This is a genomic window from Paraburkholderia sp. SARCC-3016 (genome assembly GCF_031119615.1).
GTDB lineage: Bacteria > Pseudomonadota > Gammaproteobacteria > Burkholderiales > Burkholderiaceae > Paraburkholderia.
Genome location: NZ_JAVHZD010000013.1, coordinates 178,478 through 205,012, shown reverse-complemented (window position 1 = coordinate 205,012; position 26,535 = coordinate 178,478). Strand labels below are relative to the sequence as shown.

At 64.4% G+C, this 26,535-nt stretch carries 20 protein-coding genes; 16 read left to right on the top strand and 4 right to left on the bottom strand.

Annotated features, from left to right (window positions below):
• The 4 genes from QYH69_RS15360 to QYH69_RS15345 all read left to right on the top strand — a co-directional run.
• Positions 1 to 1,966: ATP-binding protein (locus tag QYH69_RS15360; RefSeq protein WP_308832719.1), on the top strand; the 1,966-nt coding region annotated here is incomplete at its 5' end.
• Positions 1,963 to 3,855: a sigma 54-interacting transcriptional regulator gene (locus QYH69_RS15355; protein WP_308832718.1), complete on the top strand. Its 1,893-nt coding sequence runs from the start codon at positions 1,963 to 1,965 to the stop codon at positions 3,853 to 3,855. The genes QYH69_RS15360 and QYH69_RS15355, both read left to right, overlap by 4 nt.
• A gap of 703 nt (positions 3,856 to 4,558) precedes the next feature.
• Entirely contained in the window at positions 4,559 to 4,789 is a 231-nt protein-coding gene (locus tag QYH69_RS15350; RefSeq protein ID WP_308832717.1) for a hypothetical protein, read from the top strand.
• Between the two features lie 113 nt (positions 4,790 to 4,902).
• Positions 4,903 to 5,889 carry a zinc-dependent alcohol dehydrogenase family protein gene (locus QYH69_RS15345; protein ID WP_308832716.1) on the top strand — a complete coding sequence of 329 codons (987 nt, stop codon included), beginning with the start codon at positions 4,903 to 4,905 and terminating at the stop codon, positions 5,887 to 5,889.
• An 18-nt stretch (positions 5,890 to 5,907) separates the two neighbouring features.
• On the opposite strand, the gene QYH69_RS15340 is transcribed toward QYH69_RS15345, so the two are convergent.
• The 3 genes from QYH69_RS15340 to QYH69_RS15330 all read right to left on the bottom strand — a co-directional run bounded on the left by QYH69_RS15340 (position 5,908) and on the right by QYH69_RS15330 (position 8,569).
• Positions 5,908 to 7,017 (bottom strand): hypothetical protein, encoded by a 1,110-nt coding sequence (locus QYH69_RS15340; RefSeq protein ID WP_308832715.1) that lies wholly within the window; start codon positions 7,015 to 7,017, stop codon positions 5,908 to 5,910.
• Between the two features lie 93 nt (positions 7,018 to 7,110).
• The gene (locus QYH69_RS15335; RefSeq protein ID WP_308832714.1) at positions 7,111 to 8,067 is read right to left on the bottom strand and encodes an aldo/keto reductase; all 957 of its coding nucleotides are present in this window, start codon (positions 8,065 to 8,067) and stop codon (positions 7,111 to 7,113) included.
• A gap of 100 nt (positions 8,068 to 8,167) precedes the next feature.
• Positions 8,168 to 8,569 carry a RidA family protein gene (locus QYH69_RS15330; protein WP_308832713.1) on the bottom strand — a complete coding sequence of 134 codons (402 nt, stop codon included), beginning with the start codon at positions 8,567 to 8,569 and terminating at the stop codon, positions 8,168 to 8,170.
• Between the two features lie 698 nt (positions 8,570 to 9,267).
• Here QYH69_RS15330 and QYH69_RS15325 point away from each other — a divergent pair.
• Positions 9,268 to 10,521 (top strand): MFS transporter, encoded by a 1,254-nt coding sequence (locus QYH69_RS15325; protein ID WP_308832712.1) that lies wholly within the window; start codon positions 9,268 to 9,270, stop codon positions 10,519 to 10,521.
• 48 nt (positions 10,522 to 10,569) lie between these two features.
• Here QYH69_RS15325 and QYH69_RS15320 read toward each other — a convergent pair whose 3' ends face one another.
• Complete coding sequence (locus QYH69_RS15320; protein WP_075159264.1) at positions 10,570 to 11,346, bottom strand: DeoR/GlpR family DNA-binding transcription regulator; 777 nt, start codon at positions 11,344 to 11,346, stop codon at positions 10,570 to 10,572.
• A gap of 312 nt (positions 11,347 to 11,658) precedes the next feature.
• Between QYH69_RS15320 and QYH69_RS15315 the strand changes: the two genes are divergently transcribed.
• The 11 genes from QYH69_RS15315 (at position 11,659) to QYH69_RS15265 (ending at position 26,518) form a co-directional block, all read left to right on the top strand.
• Positions 11,659 to 12,645 carry a 2-keto-3-deoxygluconate permease gene (locus tag QYH69_RS15315; RefSeq protein WP_308832711.1) on the top strand — a complete coding sequence of 329 codons (987 nt, stop codon included), beginning with the start codon at positions 11,659 to 11,661 and terminating at the stop codon, positions 12,643 to 12,645.
• On the top strand, positions 12,642 to 14,054 hold the full coding sequence (locus QYH69_RS15310) for a four-carbon acid sugar kinase family protein (RefSeq protein ID WP_308832710.1): 1,413 nt from the start codon (positions 12,642 to 12,644) through the stop codon (positions 14,052 to 14,054). The genes QYH69_RS15315 and QYH69_RS15310 overlap by 4 nt, the downstream gene beginning before the upstream one ends.
• Positions 14,051 to 15,052: a 4-hydroxythreonine-4-phosphate dehydrogenase PdxA gene (gene pdxA / locus QYH69_RS15305; RefSeq protein ID WP_308832709.1), complete on the top strand. Its 1,002-nt coding sequence runs from the start codon at positions 14,051 to 14,053 to the stop codon at positions 15,050 to 15,052. Before QYH69_RS15310 ends, pdxA begins: the two co-directional genes overlap by 4 nt.
• Positions 15,053 to 15,330: 278 nt before the next feature.
• Positions 15,331 to 16,629: an MFS transporter gene (locus tag QYH69_RS15300; protein WP_308832708.1), complete on the top strand. Its 1,299-nt coding sequence runs from the start codon at positions 15,331 to 15,333 to the stop codon at positions 16,627 to 16,629.
• Positions 16,630 to 16,908: 279 nt separating this feature from the next.
• A complete protein-coding gene (locus tag QYH69_RS15295; protein WP_308832707.1) occupies positions 16,909 to 18,324 on the top strand; it encodes an MFS transporter in 1,416 nt (471 codons plus the stop codon).
• A gap of 150 nt (positions 18,325 to 18,474) precedes the next feature.
• On the top strand, positions 18,475 to 18,930 hold the full coding sequence (locus tag QYH69_RS15290) for a RidA family protein (RefSeq protein WP_308832706.1): 456 nt from the start codon (positions 18,475 to 18,477) through the stop codon (positions 18,928 to 18,930).
• Between the two features lie 172 nt (positions 18,931 to 19,102).
• On the top strand, positions 19,103 to 20,218 hold the full coding sequence (locus QYH69_RS15285; protein WP_308832705.1) for a M14 family metallopeptidase: 1,116 nt from the start codon (positions 19,103 to 19,105) through the stop codon (positions 20,216 to 20,218).
• A gap of 337 nt (positions 20,219 to 20,555) precedes the next feature.
• Complete coding sequence (locus tag QYH69_RS15280; protein ID WP_308832704.1) at positions 20,556 to 23,510, top strand: molybdopterin oxidoreductase family protein; 2,955 nt, start codon at positions 20,556 to 20,558, stop codon at positions 23,508 to 23,510.
• Positions 23,511 to 23,521: 11 nt separating this feature from the next.
• The gene (locus QYH69_RS15275; RefSeq protein WP_308832703.1) at positions 23,522 to 24,274 is read left to right on the top strand and encodes a 4Fe-4S dicluster domain-containing protein; all 753 of its coding nucleotides are present in this window, start codon (positions 23,522 to 23,524) and stop codon (positions 24,272 to 24,274) included.
• A gap of 20 nt (positions 24,275 to 24,294) precedes the next feature.
• A complete protein-coding gene (locus QYH69_RS15270; protein ID WP_308832702.1) occupies positions 24,295 to 25,245 on the top strand; it encodes a DmsC/YnfH family molybdoenzyme membrane anchor subunit in 951 nt (316 codons plus the stop codon).
• 139 nt (positions 25,246 to 25,384) lie between these two features.
• On the top strand, positions 25,385 to 26,518 hold the full coding sequence (locus QYH69_RS15265) for a hypothetical protein (RefSeq protein ID WP_308832701.1): 1,134 nt from the start codon (positions 25,385 to 25,387) through the stop codon (positions 26,516 to 26,518).
• Positions 26,519 to 26,535 lie beyond the last annotated feature (17 nt).

The following is a 26,535-nucleotide window of genomic DNA, read 5'->3' as shown; positions in this document are numbered from 1 at the left end:
AAGCGGTCTTAGGAAGACAAAACATTCTACCAACTCCTTGGCTCACAGAACGACATGGCTACGATCCGACATCGCGCTTGCGGTCGAGCGGCACGAGCGCGAACGCGCGGAAAAGGCGTTGCGCCAGAGCGAGCAGCGCATGTCGACGATGCTCGCGTACGCGCCCGATGCGATCACGCTGCTCGACGTCGATACGCTGCGCTTCATCGAAGTGAACGACGAGGCCACGCGCCTGTACGGCTACGACCGCGCGTCGCTGCTCTCGATCGGCCCCGTCGAACTGAGCCCCGAGCGGCAACCGGACGGGCGCCTGTCGAGCGAAGCGGCGCGCGAAAAAATCGACGATGCGTTAAACGGCGGCGTCCCCGTGTTCGAATGGACGCATGTCGATCCGGCCGGCGTGCTGTTTCCCTGCGAAGTGAGGCTCGTGCGGTTGCCGGATCCGGCACGGCGGCTGATACGCGGCAGCGTGATCGGCATCGGCGAGCGCAAGCGCGCGGAAGTCGCGTTGCGCGAAAGCGAAGCGCAATTGAGCAAGGCAAAAGAAGCGGCCGAAGCGGCGAATCGCGCGAAATCCGAATTTCTCGCGAGCATGAGCCACGAATTGCGCACGCCGCTCAATAGCATGCTCGGCTACGCGCAATTGCTGCGCCGCGAAGCCGACCTGTCCGAGCGGCAATGCAAGGCGCTCAACGTGATCCGGCAGTCGGGCGAACACCTGCTCGGGCTGATCGACGAGATTCTCGACATGGCGAAGATCGAGGCCGGCACGCTCGATCTGGTCTCGGACAGCTTCGATCTGCCGACCATGCTCGAAGGTATTGCGGCGATCATGCGCAGCCGCAGCCAGGCGAAAGGACTCGCGTTTACGCGTGCACAGTGGTCCGAGCTTCCGGCGCTCGTATGCGCCGACGAGCGCCGTTTGCGTCAGGTGCTGATGAATCTGCTCGACAACGCGATCAAATACACGCAGCGCGGCGGCGTCGTGCTCAAAACAGGCATGCACGAAGGCCGCGTGTGCTTCGTCGTCGAAGATACGGGTGTGGGTATCGAGCCCGAGCATTTGTCGGAGATCTTCGACCTGTTTCATCAGGTGCGCGATCCGTTGACCGTGGTCGAGGGGACGGGGCTGGGCCTTGCGATCAGCAAGCGGCTCGTGCAGCTGATGGGCGGCGATTTGCGGGTCGAGAGCACGCCGCACGAAGGCAGCCGCTTCTGGTTCGAGCTCGATCTGCCGCCGGTGACGGTACGACCGGCGGTGGTCGAAGAGCGGCTCCTGACCGCGGTTGAAGGCGAGCGGCGCACGGTGCTCGTCGTCGACGACGAAGAGGATGGGCGCAGCCTGTTGCGCGATGTGCTCGAACCGCTCGGCTTTCTCGTGCATGAAGCCGCCGACGGCGAGTCCGCGATCAGCGAAGCGGTGCGTCTGCGCCCCCACGCGATTCTGATGGACATGCGTATGCCGCGTGTCGACGGCCTCGCCGCAACGCGCCGGATTCGCGCGATGGCCGAACTGGCCGGCACCGTGATCTTCGCGATCTCGGCGAGTGCGTTCGAACATAACCGCACGCGTTGTCTCGAAGCGGGCGCGGACGCGTTCATTCCGAAGCCGTTTCGCCAGGAGCGTCTACTCGAATTGTTGTGCGCGCATCTTTCGTTGAATCCCGTTTATGCGACAAACGGCGACGCTGACGACGCACGTTCGGCTGGGCACGCCGAAGCGGACGCGCCGACTTCGACGGAACTGCCGGACGCCCCGCTCATTGCGCCGCCCGCCGATGCGTTGCGGCGCTTCGTCGAACTCGCGGCGCGCGGCGACATTACGCAGTTGCTTGCGCAAGCGGCACGCATCGAACAGGCGGATCGCGCCTACGCGCCGTTCGTCGCGCAATTGCGCGCGCTCGGCGGTGCATACAGGATGCAGGCGCTACGTCGCTGGCTTGCCAGTCTCGCGAGGCCGCGATGAGCGGCGCACGCATCGCCGGCGATTTTGCGAGCGACAGCCGGCCGCTGATACTGATCGTCGAGGACGCGCCGGCGAACCTGTCGATCCTGCTCGAACTGCTGAGTTCGCATGGCTTTGCCGTGTCGGTTGCCGAAGACGGCGAAAGCGCGCTCGAGCAGCTCGACCATATGCGCCCCGATCTGATCCTGCTCGACGTGCTGATGCCGAAGCTCGATGGCTTCGCGACCTGCGAGCGTTTGAAGACGAACCCGGCGACGCGCGAGATTCCGGTGATTTTCATGAGCGGGCTGACCGAAACGGTCGACAAGGTGAAGGGCTTCGTGCTCGGCGCCGTCGACTACATCACGAAGCCGATCCAGCACGACGAGGTGCTCGCGCGCGTCAGCACGCACCTCGAATTGCAGCGCTTGCGCCATTGCCTGCTCGAAAGCGAGGCGCGGCTCTCGGGCATCGTCGAATCGATGATGGACGCGGTCGTCGCGCTCGATCGCGCGGGTTACATCACGTTTTTCAATCGCGCGGCCGAACGCGTGTTCCGCTGCGACGCGCGCGCGGCGATCGGCGCGCCGTGCAGCCGCTTTCTCGCGCAGCCGCTGTGCCGGCTGCTCGGCGACTATCTGCGCGCCGAGCCGGGCGCCGCGCCAATGTGGGTGCCGGAAGGGCATAACGCGGTGCGTGCGGACGGCACGCCGTTTCCGATCGAAGCGAGCCTGTCGTATGCGGAAGGGCACGGGCAGGCAATCTACACGCTGATCTTGCGCGACATCGCCGAGCGGCGAAAGGCGCAGGCCGAAGTCGGACAGTTGCGCGGGCTCAACCGTTATCTCGAGGACGAACTGCGCGAAGCGAGCGAGTACGAGCCCGTGGCTGGCGCGACGGGTCTCGACAAGGTGATGCAGCAAGTGCGGCAGGTGGCGGCCACCGACGCGACGGTGCTCGTCAGCGGCGAGACCGGCACGGGCAAGGAAGTGATCGCGCAGGTCGTGCACAAGCTGAGCCCGCGGCACGGCAAGCCGCTCGTCAAGCTGAACTGCGCGGCGCTGCCGGCGAATCTCATCGAAAGCGAGCTGTTCGGCCACGAGAAGGGCGCATTTACCGGCGCGCTCGCGCGCAAGGCGGGACGCTTCGAACTGGCCGACGGCAGCACGCTTTTTCTCGACGAAGTCGGCGAACTTGCGCTCGATCTGCAGGCGAAGCTGTTGCGTGTGTTGCAGGAAGGCGAATTCGAGCGGCTCGGCGGGGTGCGCACGCAGAAGGTCGATGTGCGCATCGTCGCCGCGACGAACCGCAGTCTCGCCGACGAAGCCGCCGCCGGGCGTTTCCGCGCCGATCTCTATTACCGGCTCAATGTGTTTCCCGTGATGCTGCCGCCGCTGCGCGAGCGTCCCGAGGATGTGGCGCCGCTGGCCGCGCATTTCGTGCGCCGTTATGCGGCGAAGTACGGCAAGCATGTCGATGCGCTGACAGCCGGGCAACTCGCGACGCTGGAACGTTACCGCTGGCCCGGCAACGTGCGCGAACTGCAGCACGTGATCGAACGCGCGGTGATTCTGTCGCGGGGCTCGCAACTGGCGCTCGGCGACTGGTTTGGCGACGCGGCGGCGCCTGCGAGCGCTTCGACGCCGGTCTCGTTCGCGGCCGCCACCGCCTCCGCCCCCGCCGTCGCAACCGCCGCCGCCGTGCAGCCCACTCCTGCTCCGTCTGCCGGGGCGGCTGCCGCCTGCATGGAGCCGACGCTCGAGCAAAACGAGCGCGCGCATATTCTGCGGGTGCTCGAGCAGACCGGCTGGCGCGTGAGCGGCAAGGCCGGTGCGGCGGAGCGGCTCGGCGTGAAGCCGACGACGCTCGAATCGCGCATGAAGCGGCTCGCGATTGTCCGTAAGAGCTGAAATTCAGCGCTTGCTTTACGACATTCCGTGAAAATCACGAAGCCGGGTCGCGAGCGCTCGCCGTTTTCGTGACGCTTGATGGAGCGTCGATGGCACGGACCGATCGCCGATGCGCACCCTCGATGGCCCGCGATGCTTGCACGGCAAGCCTGTGCGGCTTCGCGAGAAGCGGGCGACATCGGCTGGCACGCGTTTCGCATCTGACGGGCCCGCAAGGCGCGACCTACGCCGGTTCAAGGCGACAGAGGCGTTTCCCGCGGAATTTCCACGCGATACGCCGTTTCGGCTGCATCTTGCATCCGATGAGTCAATCTGAAAACCGGACGTCCGACATGAAATCGCTTTATCGCATCGGCGGCGCACGAGCGCTGCTTGCCTCCTGCATTACGCCTCCTTCCCCTCTGCCGCAAAAGACGTTGCTACGCGTGCGCTCGACCGTGCACACGTAACGACGCGTAGGGCGGATGTACACACATCGCGCATCCGTCACGGCCATCACGGAAATAAAACCGAGGGGATTCATCATGCAGTTCACGCAACGCCATGCCGGCAGCGGCGCGGCGAGGGCACCGCTTTGCCGCTCGGGCAAGGCGTCTCTCGACCGCGCCGCCTTCCGGCGCATATCTCGCGACCTGCGCCTGTGCGAATTCAGGCGCCCGATGCCGACGCAACGACCGCTTGCGTACAGGCCGGAGATCGCGCCATGAACTGGTTCGATTTGCACGAGCTCACGAAGTGGGCGCCGCTGCCGGGCGGCTACCGTTTCGTTCTGCCGACGCGCGCCGACTTCGAGATGTTTTCGGCATTTATCCGCTTGTGGTTGCCCGATGTCGGGGGCGGTGCGGCAAGCTGCCCTGTTTACGTGCTGGCCGAGATCGGACGGCTCTGCAAGGTGCTGCATACGAAGTGGCTAGCGCGCAGCATGGATTGCTGATCGCCGGCGTGCGCGCCGCTTCGCGGGAAACGGCGCGTACGCACATTGCCCGGCGCGCCTGGAGCGTATGCTTCGGTACGTGGCGAACGATCTTCGCGAGAGAAGGGGGGCTCATGCATGCGATGCTGTTCGATGGTTCCGGGCCGCAATTGCGCGAAACCGAACTGCCGGATCCCGCGCCGGCCGCGGGCCAATTGCTGATCGATATCCACGCGTGCGGCGTGTGCCGCACGGATCTGCACGTGGTGGACGGCGAGCTCGATCATCCGAAGCGGCCGGTCATACCGGGCCATGAAATCGTCGGCACGGTGGCAGCGCTTGGAGCCGGCGCGACCGGCTTCGAAGTCGGCGATCGCGTCGGTGTGCCGTGGCTCGGCCATACGTGCGGACATTGCCGGTTCTGCGCGGCCGGCCGCGAAAACCTGTGCGATACGCCGGGCTTCACCGGCTATACGATCGACGGCGGCTACGCGCAACGCACCGTCGCGGAGAGCGGCTACTGTTTGCATGTGCCCGAGCGTTACACCGATGTGGAAGCGGCGCCGCTGCTTTGTGCGGGGCTGATCGGTTACCGAACGCTGGCGATGGCCGGCGACGCCGAACATATCGGCATCTACGGCTTCGGCGCCGCGGCGCATATCGTCGCGCAGGTCGCGCGTCATCAGGGGCGCAGCGTCTATGCGTTCACACGCGGCGGCGACAGCGCCGCGCAGCAGCTCGCGTTGCGTCTCGGCGCGGTGTGGGCCGGCAGCAGCGAGGCGTCGCCGCCGCGTGCGCTCGATGCCGCGCTACTGTTTGCGCCAGTCGGTGCGCTCATTCCGCAAGCGCTTCAAGCGGTCGTAAAGGGCGGAATCGTGGTCTGCGGCGGCATCCACATGAGCGATATACCGTCGTTTCCTTATGCGTTTTTGTGGGGCGAACGGCGCATCGTGTCGGTTGCGAATCTGACGCGCGAAGACGGCGCCGAATTCATGCGGATTGCCAACGAAGTGCCGTTGAAGATCGAGACGACGGCATATCCGATGGCGGACGCCAATCGCGCCCTCGACGATTTGCGCGGCGGGCGAGTAGCGGGTGCGGCTGTGCTGACGATGCGCTGATGGGCGAACGTTTCCGGCCTATCTCCACGGCTCTGAAATCGTCGCGGCCAGCGCGAGCTTTTCGCGCACGAGCGCGGCCACGTCGGGTGCTTGCATTGAAGCCGCTTGCGCAGCAGCGATATGCGCATCGACAAATTTCTGCACGGCGCCGTGCACGGCGCGAATCGACCATCCATCGATGCCGCTAATGCGCGCCGGCGTTCTTTTGAGTTCGTCGACGAGATCGCGCGCATCGTTAAAGCGTGGCGCAGTGCCGCTGCGCGCGGCAAGCTGTGCGGTGCGATCGGCCGCATACGCGTGGTCGCCGCCAAGCCGGTCGATATCGATGACGATATCTGCCGCATTCGCCATGCGCACGGCGGACAGTGCCCACAACGCGATAAACGCGCGATATGCCTGCGAGCCTTCGATCGTGCGCGCGTATTGCTCGCAAACGGCAGCATAGGCATCGTCCGATGCAGGCGCATCCGGCGGCAGCCGCACTTCGCATGCGTCGATCACGGCCTTCACGAGCGGCTCGCGCTGGTTAAGCCCTAACACGCGCAATGGCGCCGCGACAAAAAACGGATTGCGCCATTCCTGATGCAGCAGCCAGCCCGACGCGAATTGCGAAGCGGGGTTGCGCATCACGGCCGCATGCAGCGCCGCCGGAAACGCGTGCTTGAGCCACGGGAGTCTTCCGGACGACCGGCAAAATTTGAACACCGGCATCTTGCCTGCATCGAGCGTGCGTTCGGTCAACTCGTGCAGATAGGCGTGCAATGGGGGAAATTCAGCGTCGGGCGCCGCACCGAAGCGGTCCGTGCTGAAACGCCGGCGATACCCCGGCACACCGCGCGCTCCTTCGCGCATGAACGGTCGATATTCGGCGAAGTAAGGCGCAGCGAGCGAAGGATGGCCGGAATTGAAGGAGGGCTTCAGCACGCCGAGATCCGCGAGCTTCAGTTCGCCGATCACATTGCTGAGCGGTTCGTAAAACGCAGTGACCGATTCGAGTTCGCGAAACTTCGACCACACCCACGTGCCGGCACTGCGCCAGCCCGTATGCAGAAAGACACCGCGCGACAGATCGCCGGCATTCCCGTTCGGCGGGGACGAATGTTGAGCTGAGCTAGCGGGCAGCGACATCGAAACTTTCCTTGCACGTGCGTCTTCGATCGAGCGTGGCGATTATAGCCAATGCGGCTATCGCTTCAGCGGCCGGCAGACGAACGCGAGATTCTATGCATTGACCGCGTCGGCAATCTGCTTGCATAGCGCCTGGTCGGGGTAGGCGCCGACGCCCGCGTGCACATTGTCGATCATGTATTCGGGGCGCCCGGTGCCCGGAATCACGACCGTCACGGCCGGTTGCGCGAGCACGAATTTCAGCAGGATTTGCGCCCACGTCGTGCAACCGATTTGCGCGGCCCATGCAGGGAGCGGCCGCTTGCTCACGCGCGAAATCAGCCCGCCGCCGCCGAACGGCTGGTTGACCACGACGCCGATGCCGAGGTCCGCCGCGAGCGGCAGGATGCGCTGTTCGGCATCGCGGTCGTCGGCTGCGTAGTTGATCTGCACGAAGTCGGGCTTTTCGCTGCGCATCACCGATTCGACTTCGGGAAAGGCGCTCGACGTGTAGTGCGTAATGCCGATATAGCGGATCTTGCCGCGCGCTTTCCAGTCGCGCAGCGTTGCGAGCTGCGTGCGCCAATCGACGAGATTGTGCACCTGCATCAAATCGATGCGCGGCTGCTGCAGCCGCCGCATCGATTCTTCCATTTGCGCAATGCCTTGTTCGCGGCCACGCGTCCACACCTTCGTGGCGACGAATGCCTTGCCGTGCGCATCGAGCTTCGTGAGCAGCGTGCCGGTCACCGCCTCGGATGTGCCGTACATCGGCGACGAATCGATGGTCGAGCCGCCCGCGTCGAACAGCACCTGCAGCACGCGCGCAAGCCGCGCCTGCGCGTTCGCATCGTCGCCGACGTCGAAGGTGCGCCACGTGCCGCAGCCGATCACGGGCAGCGGCTCGCCGGTCGACGGAATCGGCCGGCGCGCGATGCGCGGCAGCGGTGCGGTGCCGCCTTGGGCGCGTGCAAGCTGCTGCAAGGACATCGCGAGCGGCACGCCGAGCGTGACGCCGCTTGCGGTGCGCAGAAAGCGGCGCCGGCTGCCGTGAAGGGAAGGCTGCTGCATCGGATGGGCTCCTTGCATTGCAACGGGGTTACCCACGATACGGCATTTCATCGCCGCACGTCCGCAAGACGAGCGTCGATGAGCAGCGAGGATCGCGCTGTCAGGCGGGGCGCCGTGCGATGAAATCGATCTCGACGAGCGCGTCGCGCGCCAGCCCGGTGACGCCGACGCAAGTGCGCGCAGGCAGTTTGCCCGGCGGGAAATACGCTGCGTAGACGGCGTTCAGCGTGGCGTAGTCGCGCTTGAACTCGGTCAGAAACACGCGCGCGCAGACCACGTGCTCGAGGCCCAGACCGATGCCTTTGAGCACGATGATCAGGTTGTCCATCACGCGCTTGGTCTGCGCCGCGACGCCTTCGGGCAGCGGCGCGGAGTCGTCGTCGGGCAATGTCGGCATCTGGCCGGTGACGAACACCCAGCCGCCCGATTCGGCGGCGTGCGAGAAGGGCGCGACAGGCGTCGGCGCCTCGGGGATCATCCAGAACTGCGTTGCTTCAGACATATGACATAACTCCGCGAGTGGCGTAGAGCAGCTGACGAGGGGCGGGTAGTGTCGCATTTCAAAAAAATCGCTGCCTGAAAGCCGGCATACGGCATACGGCGTGCCTTATCACCGGCGCACTAACCGGCATCGGCCGCGCCAACGCCGTGATCGGTGACAAACCCGCGACGAACTATCTGCACGGCACGACCCGCGTGCCCGTCGATTTTCCTGCCGCGCCGAAACTCGACGCGTAATCATTAGCGCAAAAATCCAAATAAAAGCACGGCGAATTTCGCAATCTTCTTTATTGGCTTTCTATTCAGGCGCCATCCGGCAGTGTCCCGCTGCCGCTGGCGGGCTTTCTTTTATTCGCGCGATTTCGCATGCCGCAATACGTCGAATGACCGTCAGCAAGACTTCGTGTGCGGTGGTAAGGTGTCGCCTTGCTCGCCGCCCGGCTGTCCGCGTGGGTACCACGTCGGTTGGCACGCTGGTCGCCGCATTGTCGAATCTGCATGGATTCCGACCTGGCGCGACGGCATGTTTCGACGTTGCAGCAGATTTTCACGCGCAACGTTTCTCATATCCAAAGACCGCTTCCGGAGACAAAAGCCCGCATTCACGGCGCGGGTTTGTTGCGGGTTTGCACGTCGTTATGAACGACGTGCAAACCCGCTTCGCCCGGATATGTTTGTTTAACTGAAAGCAGCCTCATCATGATGATGGAAAGCAATAACCCGGCAAGCAACGGTTCGCCGGAAAACGAGGATTCGTCCCCGTTGCGTGCGTGGCTCGCAGTTGGCGCGGTGACGATCGGCGCATTTGCGTTCGTGACCACTGAGTTTTTGCCGGTCGGCCTGTTGCCGCAGATCGCGCGCGAACTCGGCGTGACGCCCGGCACGGCTGGCCTGATGGTGACGACGCCCGGCGTGATCGCGGCGGTTTCGGCGCCGGGCATGATGCTCGGCGCGGGCCGTATCGACCGGCGCTACATTCTGATCGCGCTGTCGATCCTGCTGCTCGCGTCGAATCTGATCTCCGCGTTCGCGCCGAGCTTTGCCGTGATGCTGATCGGCCGCGCGTTGCTCGGCGCGAGCCTCGGCGGCTTCTGGACGCTCGCGCTCGCGGCGGCAGGGCGGCTCGTCAAACTGCACGAAGCGGCGCGCGCGACGGCGGCGATTCTCGCCGGCGTGACCTGCGCGACCGTGATCGGCGTGCCGCTCGGCACGCTGATTTCCGAGCTTGCGTCGTGGCGCGTGTCTTTTATGGCAACCGGCGTGCTGGTTGCCGTCGCGCTGGCCGCGCAGGCAGTGCTGCTGCCGTCGCTGCCGTCGAGCGCGGCGCTGCGCTTCACCGATCTCGTCGAGCTGGTGCGCCGCCCGCATCCGCGCAGGAGTCTGTTGATGGTCGCGCTCGTGTTCGGCGCGCACTTTTCGTCTTACACGTATATCGCGCCGTTTCTGCTGCGCGATGCGGGCTTCAGCGAATCGGGCATCACGTGGGTGCTGCTCGGCTTCGGCATTATCGGGTTTGTGTCGAATTTCGCGGTGTCGACGGTCGTCGGCCGCAATCTGAAAGGGGCGCTGCTCACGATGGTCGTGCTGCTGCTGACAGCCCTCGTGACGATGCCGTTCTTCAAACACTACGCGTTCGCGGTGACGGCGGTTCTGATGGCATGGGGCGTCGCATTCGGCGCGATTCCGCTGTGCATGAGCGTCTGGATCCAGCGCGCGACTCCGGATCTGCCCGAAGCGGGGTCGGCGATGTTCGTCGGCATCATTCAGGTGGCGATCGCGGTGGGTTCGTCGGTCGGCGGCACGATCGTCGACCGCGCGGGCATTGCGACCGATTTCCGCTTCGGCGCCGTGCTGGCGATACTCGGCATCGTCGCGATATCGACGCTGACCGCTGCCGGCGAGCCGGTGCGCGCCGAGGAGCTCGACGCGCGGGTCGGCGCGGAGAAGTGCTGATGCGGCGCGTTCGCGCCTCGCTGTCTTCTCCGCGTATTTCTCGACGTCTTATGCCGTCTCTTCGGCGGCGCTCAATACGGTCACGTCGCTGTGGCGAACGAAGCTCGCCAGCTGCGGCGCCTCGCGCGCCGCATCCGTGACGAGCGTCCATGCGCGCTCGAGCGGCGTCCAGTGCTGCTGGCTCGCATGGTCGAGCTTGTTCGACGTGACGAGCACAAAGACGCTCGCGGCCTGACGGATCACGCACTCTTTCAGATAGGCCTGTTCGGCGCTCGCCTCGCACAGGCCGCGTCCGGCCACGACGCCGTCCGCGCCGAGAAACGCCTTGTCCACCGACAGGCGGCTCAACGCGAGCTGTGCAATGGGCCCGAGCGTGCTCATGCTCGACGGCCGTAAATCGCCGCCGATCAGCGTGATCCTGACGTCGCTCGACGCGAGCACGCCGATCGCGAGCAGGTTGTTGGTCACGACGCGCAAGTCGCGCCGGCCGGCGAGCAGCCGTGCCATTGCAGCGGTCGTCGTGCCGCCGTCGAGAAAAATCGTATCGCCGTCGCGCACCTGTGCCGCCGCGACGCGCGCAATCGCGTCCTTCTGGTCGCGAAAACTCTGACGCCGCGTCTCGAGCGATTCTTCCGGTTCATGCATGCCGACAGGCGCCGCGGCGCCGCCATAGGTGCGCACGATGCGGTGCTCTTCGGCAAGCGCGCGCAAATCGCGCCGCACCGTCGCCTCCGACATGCCGAAGTGCTCGCACAGCGCGCCGACATCGGTCATGCCGGACAGTACGGCTTTGAGCATCGCCTCGCGACGGTTCGCTACTTTCATGGGGCTCCGGGTTCGAAAAGCGGCCTGCGCGCGCGGCACGGCCGTTGCGCGCGACGAACGGCGTAGTTTACCGGGTTTGCATTTTGCACGAATCGATCAATTTTCGGCGCCAACGTGGCGCGCCACATTTTGCGGACGATTCCGCCGAGGCCAGCCAGATAACGCCGAAACCGCCTGATGGGCGGGCCTAAGCGTAAACCCTCGGGCCGCTTTGGGTTGCACGCCAGGCGATCGCGCCTTACACTATTTTGATCGAATCAATCAAAATAATGATCGAATCGGTAAGCCTTAGTCAATCGGGAGACACTTCAAATGGCTCAAATTCGTATCAAGCGCGCGATCGAGCGCGTGCCCGGCGGGATGATGATCGTCCCGTTGCTGCTGGGCGCGCTCGTGGCGACCTTCCTGCCGGACATGCCGAAATTTTTCGGCTCGTTCACGAATGCACTGTTCACCGGCGCGCTGCCGATCCTCGCGGTGTTCTACGTCTGCATGGGCGCGAGCATCGACGTGAAAGCGACGCCCTACATCGTGAAGAAAGGCGGTGCGCTGTTCGCCGCCAAAGTCGGCACGGCGATCGTCGTCGGGGTCGCGCTCGGACACCTGCTCGGCGAGCAGCCGATCACGTCGGGTCTGTTCGCCGGCCTGTCGACGCTTGCCGTCGTCGCCGCGATGAACGACACCAACGGCGGCCTCTATATGGCGCTGATGGGCCAGTACGGACGCTCCGAAGACGTCGGCGCGTATTCGATCATGTCGCTCGAATCAGGCCCGTTCCTGACAATGGTCACGCTCGGCGTCGCGGGGCTCTCCGCTTTTCCGTGGCAGACCCTGGTGGGCAGCATTCTGCCGCTCGCGTTCGGCATGCTGCTCGGCAATCTCGACCGCGAGATGCGCGAATTTCTCGGCCGCGCCGTGCCGGTCATGATTCCGTTCTTCGCGCTTGCGCTCGGCGCCGGCCTCGATCTGCACAAGGTCTGGCAAGCGGGTCTGCTCGGCATCGGGCTCGGTATCGCAGTGGTGATCGTGACGGGCATTCCGCTTTACATCGTCGATCGCCTGACGAGCGGCACCGGCGTGGCCGGCGTGTCGGCGGCCAATACGGCGGGTAACGCGGCGGCGGTGCCGGCGCTGATCGCCGCGGCAAACCCCGTGTATGCGGAAGCCGCGAAGAGCGCGACGCTGCTTGTCGCCGCATGCGTGGTGGTGACCGCGATCCTCTGTCCGATCCTGACCGCGGCCGTCGCAAAGCGCGTGGCGTCGCCACGCGTCGGCAGCAACCGGGAGACCGTGCAGTGAGCATGCTGATCGTCGCCGACGACCTGTCGGGCGCGGCCGATTGCGCGATTGGCTTTGCCAACGCCGGACGTCGCACGGTCGTCGCGCTCGGCGCCGACGAAGCGGTTGAAGCCGCGCACGACGCGGCGGCCGGCCGTCTCGCCGTGATCGCGCTCGATACGGATTCGCGCCGGCTCGCACCGGCCGACGCGGCAAGCCGTGCGGCGCAAGCGTGGCGGGCGTTCGGCGGCGCGCAGGCGGCGAGCGCGGGCGGCACGAGCCGGCGCGCATCGCAGCGGCGTCTGTACAAGAAGATCGATTCGACGCTGCGCGGCAACTGGGTTGCCGAAGTCGCGGCGCTGCAACCGTTGGCAGGTCTTGCGATCGTCGCGCCTGCTTTTCCGGCCACAGGGCGCACGGTGCGCGACGGCCGCGTTTTCGTGCGCGGCGTGCCGCTGGGCGAAACCGAGACGTGGCAGCTCGAGCATGCGGGCAAGACCGCGGACCTGCAGCCCATGCTCGAAGAAGCCGGTTTGCGCACTGCGCAGCTCGCCGTCGAACGGATGCGCGAACTGCACTCCGGCCTGCTTGCGCAGTCGATCGCCGAACAGATTCGCGCCGGCGTGCAGGCATTGATCGTCGACGCGCAAAACGAAGCCGATCTGAATCTGCTCGCGCGCGCGACGCTGGCGTTGGGCGATGCGTTCTTCTGGGTCGGCTCCGGCGGTCTTGCGCGCGAACTCGCGGCGCTCCCCGACCTGTTCGGCGACGATGCACCGGCACCCGTGGCGCCGACGCGTCGCGAAGGGCCGATCCTGACGCTCGTCGGCAGCCTGTCGGCCGTGTCCGGCGCGCAATGCGCGCTGCTGCGCGAGCGCACGGGCATGGCCGAACTGATCGTGCCGCCCGCCGTGTTGCGCGACCTCGAACGTCATCCGGACAGCACGCAATGGCAGGCCGCGATCGGCGTGCCGCTCGCAGCCGGCAACGATCTTCTCGTGCGCATCGGCCGCGACGACGCGTTCGATCCGTCCGAAGGCGCGCACCTTTCCATGGCGCTTGCCGCGCTTGTCGAGCCGCACGTCGGCCATCTCGCGGGCCTGATCGCGACCGGCGGCGAAACCGCTCGCGCGATGCTCGGCAGAGCGGGCATCGGCAGCCTCGAACTGCTGTCCGAAGTCGAGCCGGGCGTTGCGGTCGCGCAGCCGTCGGACGAGGGTCGGCAGCTTACCGTGGTCACGAAGGCCGGCGCCTTCGGCAGCGAGCATGCGCTGTATGGCGCATGGCTGCATCTGCGCGGCGCGCAGCAAGCGCCGCGGCCGGGTGACGAACCCGGCGCGCGGGCACAAACCGATTTTCAGTCCGCAGCGCGCGCGGGCCGCGTGCAACCAACGAACTCTCCTCTGAACGGAAGCATCAGGAAGCCATGAGCCACTATCTCCCCATAATCGGCATCACGATGGGCGACGCCGCCGGCGTGGGCCCCGAGATCATCGTCAAGAGCCTCGCACATGAAACGGTTTACCGGCAGTGCCGGCCGCTCGTGATCGGCGATGCGAAGCGGCTCGAGCGCGCCGCGCAAATCGTCGGCAGCGCGGCGAAGGTGCGCCGTATCGAGCAACCGTCCGACGCGCGCTACGAGCTCGGCACCATCGACTGTATCGACCTCGGCCTGATTCCCGAAGACCTGCCGTTCGGCAAGCTGTCGCCGATCGCGGGCGATGGCGCATATCAGTACATCGCGCGCGCGGTCGAACTTGCGGAAGCAAACGCGATCGATGCGATCTGCACGGCGCCGCTCAACAAGGAAGCGCTGCATGCAGGCGGCCACAAATTCCCGGGCCACACGGAGATGCTCGCGTATCTGACCGGCGTCGAAGAAGTGTCGATGATGCTTGTCGCACCGCAATTGCGCGTGATTCACGTGACGACGCATATCGGCATCATCGATGCGATCCGCAAGATCGAGCCGGGCCTCGTGAAGCGCACGATCGAGCGCGGTCATGCAACGCTCGTCAAGGCGGGCATCGCGAATCCGAAGATCGCCGTGTGCGGGATCAATCCGCATGCCGGTGAAAACGGTTTGTTCGGTTACGGCGAGGAGGACGAGAAGATCGTGCCGGCCGTGCAGGAGCTGCGCGAGCGCGGCTGGAATATCGAAGGACCGCTGCCGGCGGATACGCTGTTTTTCCGTGCGGGGCGCGGCGATTTCGATCTCGTGGTCGCGATGTATCACGACCAGGGACATGGACCGGTCAAGGTGCTTGGCCTCGAAGCTGGCGTCAATGTCACGGTCGGCTTGCAGGTCGTGCGCACGTCGGTCGATCATGGCACGGCCTTCGATATCGCGGGCAAAGGCATTGCCGACGAAGGCAGTCTGCTCGAAGCGCTGCGCCAGGGCGCGGAGCTCGCGACACGGCGCGAGTAATCGCGGGTGAGAGTAGTAAAGCGGAGCAATCAATCGAAAACGGCGGACCGCGATAGCGGCTCCGCCGTTTTCGCTTACCTCTCTATTGGATGCTGACATCGGATGACTGAGCCGCGCCGGGTCCGAAACGAAGCGCCGTCTGGAATATTCTTCGGCGACAAGGTGTTGTGAAAGCTTGATGCCCCTGCCTGAAGCCGAATGCTGAAAGCCGCATCGTTTCAAGCGGCCTTCAGGCCCTGGACACCCATCGTGCAGTTGTACCGATAAGATCTCCAACGATGACCACCACCGATACTCAAGCTTCTTTTATTCCTCATCGCCCACTAATGGGCAGCGACCACAGAACGCTTGTGCTCGCGGCGCTCGGCGGCGCGCTCGAGTTTTACGACTTCGTTATCTACGTGTTCTTCGCGGCGTTGATCGGGCAGCTGTTCTTCCCCACCTCGATTCCCGACTGGCTGCGGCAGGTGCAAACCTTCGGCATATTCGCGGCCGGTTACATTGCGCGCCCGCTCGGCGGCATCATCATGGCGCATTTCGGCGACCTGGTCGGGCGCAAGCGGATGTTCATGCTGAGCGTGCTGTTGATGGCGCTGCCGACCCTGCTGATGGGACTTCTGCCGACGTACGACGTGGTCGGTCTTGTCGCGCCCGTACTGCTGCTCATATGCCGTGTGCTGCAGGGCGCGGCCGTCGGCGGCGAAGTGCCGGGCGCGTGGGTGTTCGTCTCCGAACATGTGCCGCGCCGCTACGTCGGTTATGCATGCGGCACGCTCACAGCCGGCTTGACCGCGGGCATTCTGCTTGGCTCGCTGATTGCATCGGCGGTCAATCATCGCTACGCGCATGAGGAAATGGTCGCGTTCGCGTGGCGCATCCCGTTCCTGATCGGCGGACTGTTCGGTCTGCTCGCCGCCTTCATGCGCCGCTGGCTGCAGGAGACGCCGGTGTTCGTCGAAATGCAGCAGCGCAAGTCGCTTGCGTCCGAGGTGCCGTTGAAGGCCGTGCTGCGCGACCACGGCGGCCCCGTGCTGGTTTCGATGATCCTCACCTGGACGCTGACCGCGGCGATCGTCGTCGTGATTCTGATGACGCCGACGCTGCTGCAAAAGCGCTTTCATCTCGATGCCGCGACGACGCTCGCGGCGAACTCGGTCGCGACCTTGTGCCTGACGATCGGCTGCGTGATTTTCGGCTCGCTTGCCGGCCGCTTCGGCGCGGCGCGCACGATTTTCTTCGGTTGCCTGCTGCTCGCGGTGTCGTACTACGCGATGTTCACGCGGGTCGCAGCCGATCCGTCGTCGCTGATCGCGTACTACGCGTTGACGGGCTTTTGCGTCGGCGCTGTCGCGGCCATTCCGGTGGCGATGGTCAACGCGTTTCCACCGACCGTGCGTTTCTCGGGCATTTCGTTCTCGTACAACATCGCTTATGCCGTATTTGGCGGGCTCACGCCGATCGCGGTGTCGCTGATGCTGGAGTCGAATCCGGATGCGCCGCAATTGTATGTGGCTGTGCTGTGCGTCGTCGGAGCGCTCGCGGGATTCGGGATGCGCGGCGCGCGTCAGGTGCACTAGCGCCGGGCACGCCGCTTCGGGTCCCGCAGGTCCGATGATGACGATGCCGCCGCGTTTGCGGTTTGCGTATCGGTCGCAGCGCGCTGCCCCGCGTGCGTGCGCACTGTGCACCATTGCACGGCATCGTCGCACCGCTTCTGCCGCGGTGCCGATGTGCGGGAAAACCCCAGCCTGCCGATTGTCCTGGGACACCTGAGATTAATTTGTCGCTCTGTATCGTGAGTCCATACCCGGTGCCGTGCTCGGCGCCGGCCGGTTCACGTTCACGGATGACGACCAATGAGCTACGCGCAACCCACGGCTGAGGGAAATGTCACGCCCCAGCCCCGCTGCTCGCTGCGGCGAGCGATAGCCGCCTCGGCAATGGGCAATGCCACCGAGTGGTTCGACTACGGCATTTATAGCTACGGTCTGACTTATGTATCGGCGGCGCTGTTTCCGGGCAGCACCGCACAGGCAACGCTGTTCGCGCTCGCGACCTTTGCCATTTCGTTTCTGGTGCGGCCGTTGGGCGGGCTGTTCTGGGGACCGGTCGGCGACCGCGTCGGACGCAAGCATGTGCTGTCGCTGACAATTATTCTGATGTCCATCGCCACGCTGTGCGTCGGCCTGTTGCCGTCGTTCGAGCGTATCGGCTGGTGGGCGCCGGCGCTGCTGATCGTGCTGCGCATGATCCAGGGCTTCTCGACCGGCGGCGAATACGGCGGCGCGGCGACTTTCATGGCCGAGTACTCGCCGGACCGCAAACGCGGTTTGTGCGGCAGTTTCCTCGAATTCGGCACGCTCGCGGGCTTCTCGCTCGGTGCGTTTCTGATGCTCGGCTGCTCGGTCGCGCTCGGCAGCGACACGATGCATGCATGGGGCTGGCGCTTGCCGTTCCTCGTCGCGGCGCCGCTCGGTCTGATCGGCCTGTATCTGCGGATTCGTCTCGAAGATACGCCGGTGTTCCGCGAAGTCGCCGAGGCCGCGCATCACGACGAGCATACGGGCGTGCGGCTCGGGCAACTGGTCGAACAATTCTGGAGGCCGATGCTTTTGCTGGGCGGGCTCGTGATCGCGCTCAATGTGGTGAACTACGTGCTGCTTGCCTATATGCCGACCTTCATGAAGACGCAGCTGCATATGAGCGACAACATGTCGTTGCTCGTGCCGCTGATCGGCATGCTGTCGATGATGGTGCTGCTGCCGTTCTCGGGCGCATTGTCGGATCACATCGGCCGCAAGAGCGTCTGGTGGATCTCGCTCGTCGGCCTGTTCGTCGCGGCAGTGCCGATGTTCACGCTGATGTCGCATGGCGTGGCCGGTGCATTGATCGGCTTCGCGGTGCTGGGACTGCTGTACGTGCCGCAACTCGCGAGCATCTCGGCGATGTTTCCCGCCATGTTCCCGACGCAGGTGCGCTACGCCGGTGTGGCGATCGCATACAACGTCTCGACGTCGGTGTTCGGCGGCACCGCGCCGATGGCGAACGACTGGCTCGTCGCGCATACGGGTTCGACGCTCGTGCCCGCTTATTACATGATGGCCGCGTGCGTGGTCGGCATGGTCGCGCTGTTGTTCGTCAGGGAGACTGCCGGTTGCTCGCTGCGCGGCCGCGAGATGCCCGGCACCGTTGCCCGCGAGGCGGAAGGCGCGGCCGCGATCCGGCAACGCGATGACGACGCGGGCGGCTACCCGGCCAAGGCCAACGCGTAACGGCTTCGTCTTTGGCCGTTTGTTTCTTTTCTTTCGTGGGCACTTTATTCCAGTTTTGGAATAAAGTGCCGCAGGTTGCTGTTCCAGACGTAAGCGCCTTTCGACTTTCGCCTCGCGCGAACAAGGCTCACCCTTTACCTGGAACCCGCCATGAACCTCCCCTCGCGCCTTTCGCAACTCGGCTTCGAACTGCCCGCTCCGATCCGTCCGCTCGGGTCGTACCGAACGGTGTCGATATCGGGCAGCCAGATGTATGTGTCGGGGCTTGGTCCGTTCGAGAACGGCAAGCCTGTCGTCGGGACGGTCGGCACGGAGCTGTCGCTCGAAGCGGCGCAGCGCGCGGCCCAGCTCACTATGCTGATGATTCTGTCCTGCATCGACGACGAATACGGTCTCGACAAGGTCGACCGTTGCAGCCGGCTTACCGTGTATGTGCGCGCCGATGCGTCGTTCACGCAGCATCCGCAGGTGGCGAACGGCGCGAGCGATCTGCTGCGCGACCTGTTCGGCGAAGACAAATTGCCGGCGCGCAGTGCGTTGGGCGTGCATACGTTGCCGATGGGCATTCCCGTCGAGATCGACAGCATTTTCGAATTGAAAAGATGATCGCGTGGCCGCGCCAACGGTGAGGCTATTCGGGAACGTCCGCTCGCGGTAGGGTTCGCGCGGCTTGTGCGGAGGGTAGCGGGTTGGCGCGCCGCAGCTTCGGGCGCCCGTGACTAAACGGTCGAACCGCCGTAGCATGACGCCGAACTTTTCATAACCGGCGCCGCTAGAAATGAACCAGCAATCGATCCCGCTTCTGTCACCCGCCGTCGGCACGCGCCGCGAGCTGACGGTGTTCCGTTTCGGCCCGGCGCAAAGCGACGAAAAGATCTACATCCAGGCATCGCTGCACGCCGACGAAACACCGGCGATGCTAACAGCCGTATTGTTGAAGCGCCGCCTCGTCGAACTCGAAGCGCAAGGCGCGCTCGTTGCGCACATCGTGCTCGTGCCGGTGGCCAACCCGATCGGACTGTCGCAATACGTGCTCGGCCAGTTCGTCGGGCGCTTCGAACTCGGCAGCGGCAGGAATTTCAACCGCCATTTCCTGCCGTTCAATGCGGCGATCGAGCGCGCGAAAGATACGCTCGGCGCCGATCCGCTCGAGAACCGCCGCATCGTCCGGCAGTTGATGCACGACGAACTCGAACTCCATACCCCCGTCGACGAATTCGAATCGTTGCAGCATGAATTGCTGAAGCTGTCGTTTGACGCGGACATCGTGATCGATCTGCACTGTTCGCAGGAAGCCGCGATGCATCTCTATACGAACGAAACTGGCTGGGCGCAGTTCGAACCGCTGGCGCGCTATCTCGGTTCGCGCGCGTCGATGCTTGCGAACGACTCGGGCGGCCAGTCGTTCGACGAAGCGCATAGCCTCTTCTGGTGGCAACTGCAGCAGGCGTTGCCGGCGAGCAAGCCGGTACCCACGGGCACCGCCGCGGTGACGGTCGAATGCCGCGGGCAGCGCGACGTATCGTATGACGCTGCGCAGCAGGACGCCGATGCGTTGATCGACTATCTGACGCATCGCGGCGCGCTGCGCGGCGATGCGAAACCGTTGCCCGCCCTCCTGATGTCCCCCACGCCGCTTGCCGGTAGTGAACAGCTGTATGCGCCGGCGAGCGGGATCCTTGTGCATCGCGCCGAAGTCGGCGCGACCGTGCGCGCGGGCGAACCATTGTTCGACATCGTCGATCCGCTGACCGACGCGACGACGACAGTCGTAAGCCGCAACGAAGGCGTGCTGTACATGCGTCGCGCGATCCGCTTCGTGACGGCCGGGGCGCCGCTTGGACGTGTGACTGGCACCGTGCCGACACGCCGCGCAATGTTACTCAGCGCATAACGCCTGACGGGTTTGCTTACGGTCATAAGTGACGCGGCGTCGCTTTCAGGACAGCACCGCGTCGCCGCCTCGGCCCGAACCATTCATTAGCCTTTCGGTAACCGGCGCCCGGAATTCCTGAAAAGCGCGCGGATTCGGGATCGCGGGCGCCGCAATCGTCCGCCAGCAAAGGCTTGTCGCCAGAGCCAAGGCGTCGCGCGAATGCGCGTAAAACTATCGGTCAGTTCGATAGAACGGATTCGAAATAACGATTTTTCATTTGCTTATAACGCCTCTACGATGAACAGCGGACTCTCGTCTGTTTTATCGAATGGACTTTGCGAGGTATGGGGCAAGCATGGAACATCACGCGCGTACGCAAAACGAAAAGCTCGAGGTCAAAACCACGACGTGTTATATGTGCGCGTGCCGCTGCGGCATTCGCGTGCATTTGCGCGACGGCGAAGTGCGCTACATCGACGGTAACCCCGATCATCCGCTGAACCAGGGCGTGATTTGCGCGAAGGGCTCGTCGGGCATCATGAAGCAGTACTCGCCGGCGCGTCTGACGCAACCGCTGATGCGCAAGGCGAACGCCGAGCGCGGTACGGCGCAGTTCGAACCGGTGTCATGGGATGTGGCGCTCGCCACGCTCGAAAAGCGGCTTGCGCATCTGCGTGCCACCGACCCGAAGCAGTTCGCGCTCTTCACGGGCCGCGACCAGATGCAGGCGCTGACCGGTCTCTTCGCGAAGCAGTACGGCACGCCGAACTATGCAGCGCACGGCGGCTTCTGCTCGGCGAACATGGCTGCCGGCATGATCTACACGATAGGCGGCTCGTTCTGGGAATTCGGCGGCCCGGATCTCGACAGCGCGAAGCTGTTCTTCATGATCGGCACCGCGGAAGATCACCATTCGAACCCACTCAAGATTGCGATTTCGAAGTTCAAGCGCGCGGGCGGCCGATTTATCGCGATCAATCCTGTGCGCACCGGCTACGCGGCGATCGCCGACGAATGGGTGCCGATTCGACCCGGCACCGACGGCGCGCTGTTCATGGCGCTGATCCACGAACTGCTCGCGACCGACAGCTACGATCGCGAATTCGTCACACGCTATACGAATGCGGCCGAGTTGCTCAATATGAACGAGCAAAGCGACGAGTTCGGCCTGTTCGTGCGCAATCTCGACGCACCGGAAAGCAATCCGCTGTTTCCGCAAAATCATTTGTGGTGGGATAGCGCAAGCGAGCGACCGGTGCTGCATCACACGCCGGGCGCTACGCCCGCGCTCGACGGCCGCTATACGCTCGACGACGGCACGCCGGTCACGCCGTCGTTCGCACTGCTGCGCGAACGTGCTGCGCAATGCACACCCGAATGGGCAGCGGAAATCACCGGCATTGCCGCCGACACGATCCGTCGTCTCGCACGCGAAATGGCCGATACCGCACGCGATCACAAGATCACGCTGCCGATTCGCTGGACCGACGCATGGGGCCAAACGCACGAGACCGTAACCGGCAATCCGATTGCATTTCATGCCATGCGCGGCCTGGCTGCCCATTCGAACGGCTTCCAGTCGATTCGCGCGCTCGCCGTGCTGATGTCGCTGCTCGGTACGATCGACCGGCCGGGCGGCTTTCGCCACAAGTCGCCGTTTCCTCGCGCGGTGCCGCCGTCGGCGAAACCGCCGAACAGCCCGGACGCGGTGAAGCCGAACACGCCGCTTGCGACGGGGCCGCTCGGCTGGCCGGCTGCGCCCGAAGATCTGTTCATCGACGAGCACGGCGAACCGGTGCGCATCGACAAGGCGTTCTCGTGGGAGTACCCGCTCGCGGTGCACGGACTTATGCATAGCGTCATCACGAACGCGTGGCGCGGCGACCCGTATCCGATCGATACGCTGATGATCTTCATGGCCAACATGGCATGGAACTCATCGATGAATACGGTGGAAGTGCGCAAGATGCTCGCCGACAGGCACGACAACGGCGAATACAAGATTCCGTTTATCGTCGTGTGCGATGCGTTCCAGTCGGAGATGACGGCGTTTGCCGATCTGATTCTGCCGGATACGACCTATCTCGAACGTCACGATGCGATGTCGATGCTCGACCGCCCGATTTCCGAATTCGACGGTCCGGTCGATTCCGTGCGCGTGCCGGTCGTGCCGCCCACCGGCGAATGCCGGCCGTTCCAGGAAGTGCTGATCGAACTCGGCAGCCGTCTCAAGCTGCCGGCTTTTACGAAGCCGGACGGCACGCGCAAATATCGCGACTATCCGGAGTTCATCGTCAATCACGAAACCGCGCCGGGTTCGGGCGTCGGCTTCCTGATCGGCTGGCGCGGCGAGGACGGCAGCGACGCGCTGGTCGGCAAGCCGAACCCGAATCAGTGGGAGCAATACGCGAAACATAATTGCGTGTTCCACTACACGCTGCCCGAAACGATGCAGTACATGCGTGGCCAGAACGGTCCATATCTGCAATTCGCGGTCGAAAAAGGCTTTCGCAAGTTTCCCGAACCGATTGTGATTGCGCTCTATTCGGACGTGATGCAGAAATTCCGGCTCGCGGCGCAAGGCAAAACGAAGGGCCGCCAGCCGCCCGACCATCTGCGCGAACGCGTCGAACGCTACTTCGATCCGCTGCCGTTCTGGTACGAACCGCTCGAACGCGACACCACCGATCTCGCGCGCTTTCCGCTGGCGGCGGTCACGCAGCGGCCGATGGCGATGTATCACTCGTGGGACTCGCAAAACGCCTGGCTGCGCCAGATTCATGGCGAGAATTACCTGTTTATGAACCCGCGCATGGCGAGCGAGCAGGGCATCGAAGACGGCGGCTGGATCTACGTCGAATCGCAATGGGGCAAGGTGCGTTGCATGGCGCGCTATAGCGAGGCGGTCGAACCGGGCACGGTGTGGACATGGAATGCGATCGGCAAGGCCGCGGGCGCATGGAATCTCGGGCCCGACGCCAACGAATCGCAGCGCGGCTTTCTGCTCAATCACCTGATCACGGACGAATTGCCCGTTGATGGCAAGGCGGGCAAAACCTCTTCCGCGCAGTCGCCCTCGCGCATTTCCAACTCCGATCCGATTACTGGCCAGGCCGCGTGGTATGACGTGCGCGTGCGCGTCTATCCGGCCGAAGCGGATGCCGATCACACGCTGCCGCAATTCGCGCCGATGCAGCCGCTGCCGGGATCGGTCGGCACGTTCAAGCGCATCGTGCAGACCTATTTCGCGGGGAGCGGCGAATTCGCGGCGCGTTTGCGCCGGACTGTCAAAACTTCGAAAGATATTTGAGGAGCACCCCGATGACCCAGATGGCGCTCGTGATCGATCTGAACGTTTGCGTGGGCTGCCACGCCTGCGTGACGAGCTGCAAGGAATGGAACACGTCCGGCGAGGCAGGGAGCCTTTCGGATGCGCGTCCCTACGATGCCGACCCGTCCGGCACGTTTTTCAACCGCGTGCAGACGTTCGAGGCCGGCGAATTTCCGCTCGCCGATACGATCCACTTTCCGAAATCGTGTCTGCACTGCGAGGATCCGCCGTGCGTGCCCGTGTGTCCGACCGGCGCGAGCTACAAGCGCAAGGAAGACGGCCTCGTCCTCGTCGACTTCGACCGCTGCATCGGCTGCAAATACTGCGCGTGGGCGTGCCCCTACGGCGCGCGCGAACTCGACGAAGAGCGCAAGGAGATGACGAAGTGCACGCTCTGCGCGGACCGCATTCACAACGAGTCGTTCTCCGAGCGCGACCGCAAGCCTGCCTGCGTGCTCGCGTGCCCGACGTCGGCGCGTCTGTTCGGCGATATCCACGATCCTGAATCCGTCGTATCGAAGGCGATTCGCGAGCGCGGCGGGTACCAACTGATGCCGGAGTGGGGCACGCGTCCCGCAAACCATTACTTGCCGCGGCAGAAGACCACCGCGTGCGGCAGCGGGTCGTGCTCGTGCGGCTCGGATGCCGGAAGCGCGGACCTCGAAGGGCACACTCATACGGCGGGGACGGCCGGGCTCGAGCACGGCACGGTCGATCTCGCGTCGATGGCGACGCGCGTTTAAAAGAATCAGGAGACCCCACGATGAATCCGGCTTTCTCGGTTGTATTTCTGACGACGCTGAGCGGCGCGGGCCAAGGCTTGATGATCGCGCTGTTCGGCGTCGAACTCGTTGCGCAGCTCGGCCTGATCGCGATGCCGCCGCAGGCGTTCTTTGTCGCCGGCGCCGCGCTGTCGGTCGTGCTTGGCGTGCTTGGGTTATTCGCATCGTTTTTCCACCTCGGACATCCGGAGCGCGCGTGGCGCGCGATCGCGATGTGGCGCACGTCGTGGCTGTCGCGCGAATGTCTCGCGTTGCCGGTGTTTCTCGCATGCGTGTTTGCGTACGGCGTGCTGCATGCGCTTGGCTTGCCGTATTCGCTCGCAGCCGGCGCGATCGCTGTGCTCGCGAGCGGCGCACTGTTCGTCTGCACGTCGATGATCTATGCGTGCTTGCGCTTTCTGCAGGAGTGGGCGACACCGCTCACGATGGTGAATTTCGTGCTGCTCGGCTGCGCGTCGGGCTTCACGGTCGCAGCAGCAAGCGCCGCGTGGTGCGCGCCGACGCTCGTGCCGGGGCTTGCGGTCTGCGCATGCGTGCTGACGCTCGCCGGCTGTGTCGCGCGCGTCGCGTCGCTCAGGCGCAATGCGCGCTTGCGTCCGAAATCGACGGTGCAAAGCGCGACCGGTATCCGTTCGGCGAAGGTCGTCCAGAAATCGCGCGGCTTTACGGCTGGCGCGTTCAATCTGCGCGAGTTTTTCCATGGCAAGACGCCGCAAACGCTGCAGCGCATCAAGTGGACGTTTCTGATCGCGGCGTTCCCGGTGCCGTTCGTGCTGATTGCGTTGGGCGGCAGCATCGGTTCGGTCGCGCTGTCGGCCGTGCTGCTATGCGCTGCGTGTGCGATCCAGTATGCGGGGCTCGTGGCCGAGCGCTGGTTCTTTTTCGCCGAAGCGCGTCACCCGCAGAACCTCTATTACCGCCAGGCAGCCTGAGCGCGCGAGGCGGCCCCCGAAGCGCCGGCAAGCGCCTCGGCACGGCCGCCGGCGTGGCCGCGCCTTACCTGTCGGCCATTACACGAAATTATCACCGGTGTGTATAATTACTCGAATCGATGATAATTTTGTGTAATTCATGAAGCTGACCGAGCTTTGGCACTTTCCTCGCCCGGATCTGGCCAACGCCTATCTGGCTGCGCTGAATTCGGGCATTCTCGCGTCGCTCACCATCTTTGCGCCGCGGCGCACGGGCAAAACGGTATTTCTGCGGCAGGATCTGACGCCCGCTGCCCAGCAGATGGGCTACCACGTCGTCTACGCCGATCTCTGGCAAACGCGGCAAACGCCCGGCGCCGCATTGCTGCACGCGCTGGAATTGCCGCAGGAGCCCGACACATTCGCGAAGAAGCTCAAAGCGAGGCTGGCGCCGTCCGTGAAGTCGTTAAGGGGCAAGGCTGAAATCGCCGGCACGTCGATAGAAGGCGCGATCGAACTCAATGACGACAAAAAGCGCGCCGCCACCGCTGCGGCACTGCGGCTCGACGAATTGCTCGGTGATCTGACGCGGCGCAAGCCCGTGCTGCTACTCGTCGACGAAGCCCAGTCTCTCGGCCGCAGCGAAGAAGGCGAAGACGTGGCGCGCGCGCTGCGTACGGCGCTGACGAAGTATCGCGACAATCTTCGCGTCGTGTTCACCGGTTCATCGCGCACGCAGCTCGGCCATGTTTTTACGGACACGCGTGCGCCGCTCTATTCGGCAGCGAATCCGCTGCAAGACTTTCCGCTGCTCGACGAAGCGTTCGTGCAATTCGTTGCGAAGCGTTTTGCGGCTGCCACTTCGCGCAAGCTCAACGAGAAAAAGCTGAAGGTTGCGTTCGCGCAGTTTCACCACCGGCCGGAACCGCTGCTCGAAGTTGCGATTACGCTGATGATGCAGCCGCGAATGTCTTTCGATACCGCGGTGTCGCTGCAAATCGAGAAGCTGGCCGGAGCGGAAGGACATGAAACCACGTGGGAGGGCTTGAGCGCACTCGAACGCTTGCTGGTTCGGGAAGTCGCGGGAAATCCTCTTTTCAGACCGTTTACCCGGGACGCGATGGCGGGCTTCAGGAAACAGCTGGGTATCGAGGCGCTAGGCGCTACTCATGTCCAACGCGCGCTTGGACGGCTCGCGGCAAAAGGCGTTGTCGTCAAGTCGCCGCGGGACGCGTACGAGTTCGAAAACGAGAATTTCGCCACCTGGGTGCGCAATATGGCGGGCACGCTCTGAGCAAAAGAAATTCTTTA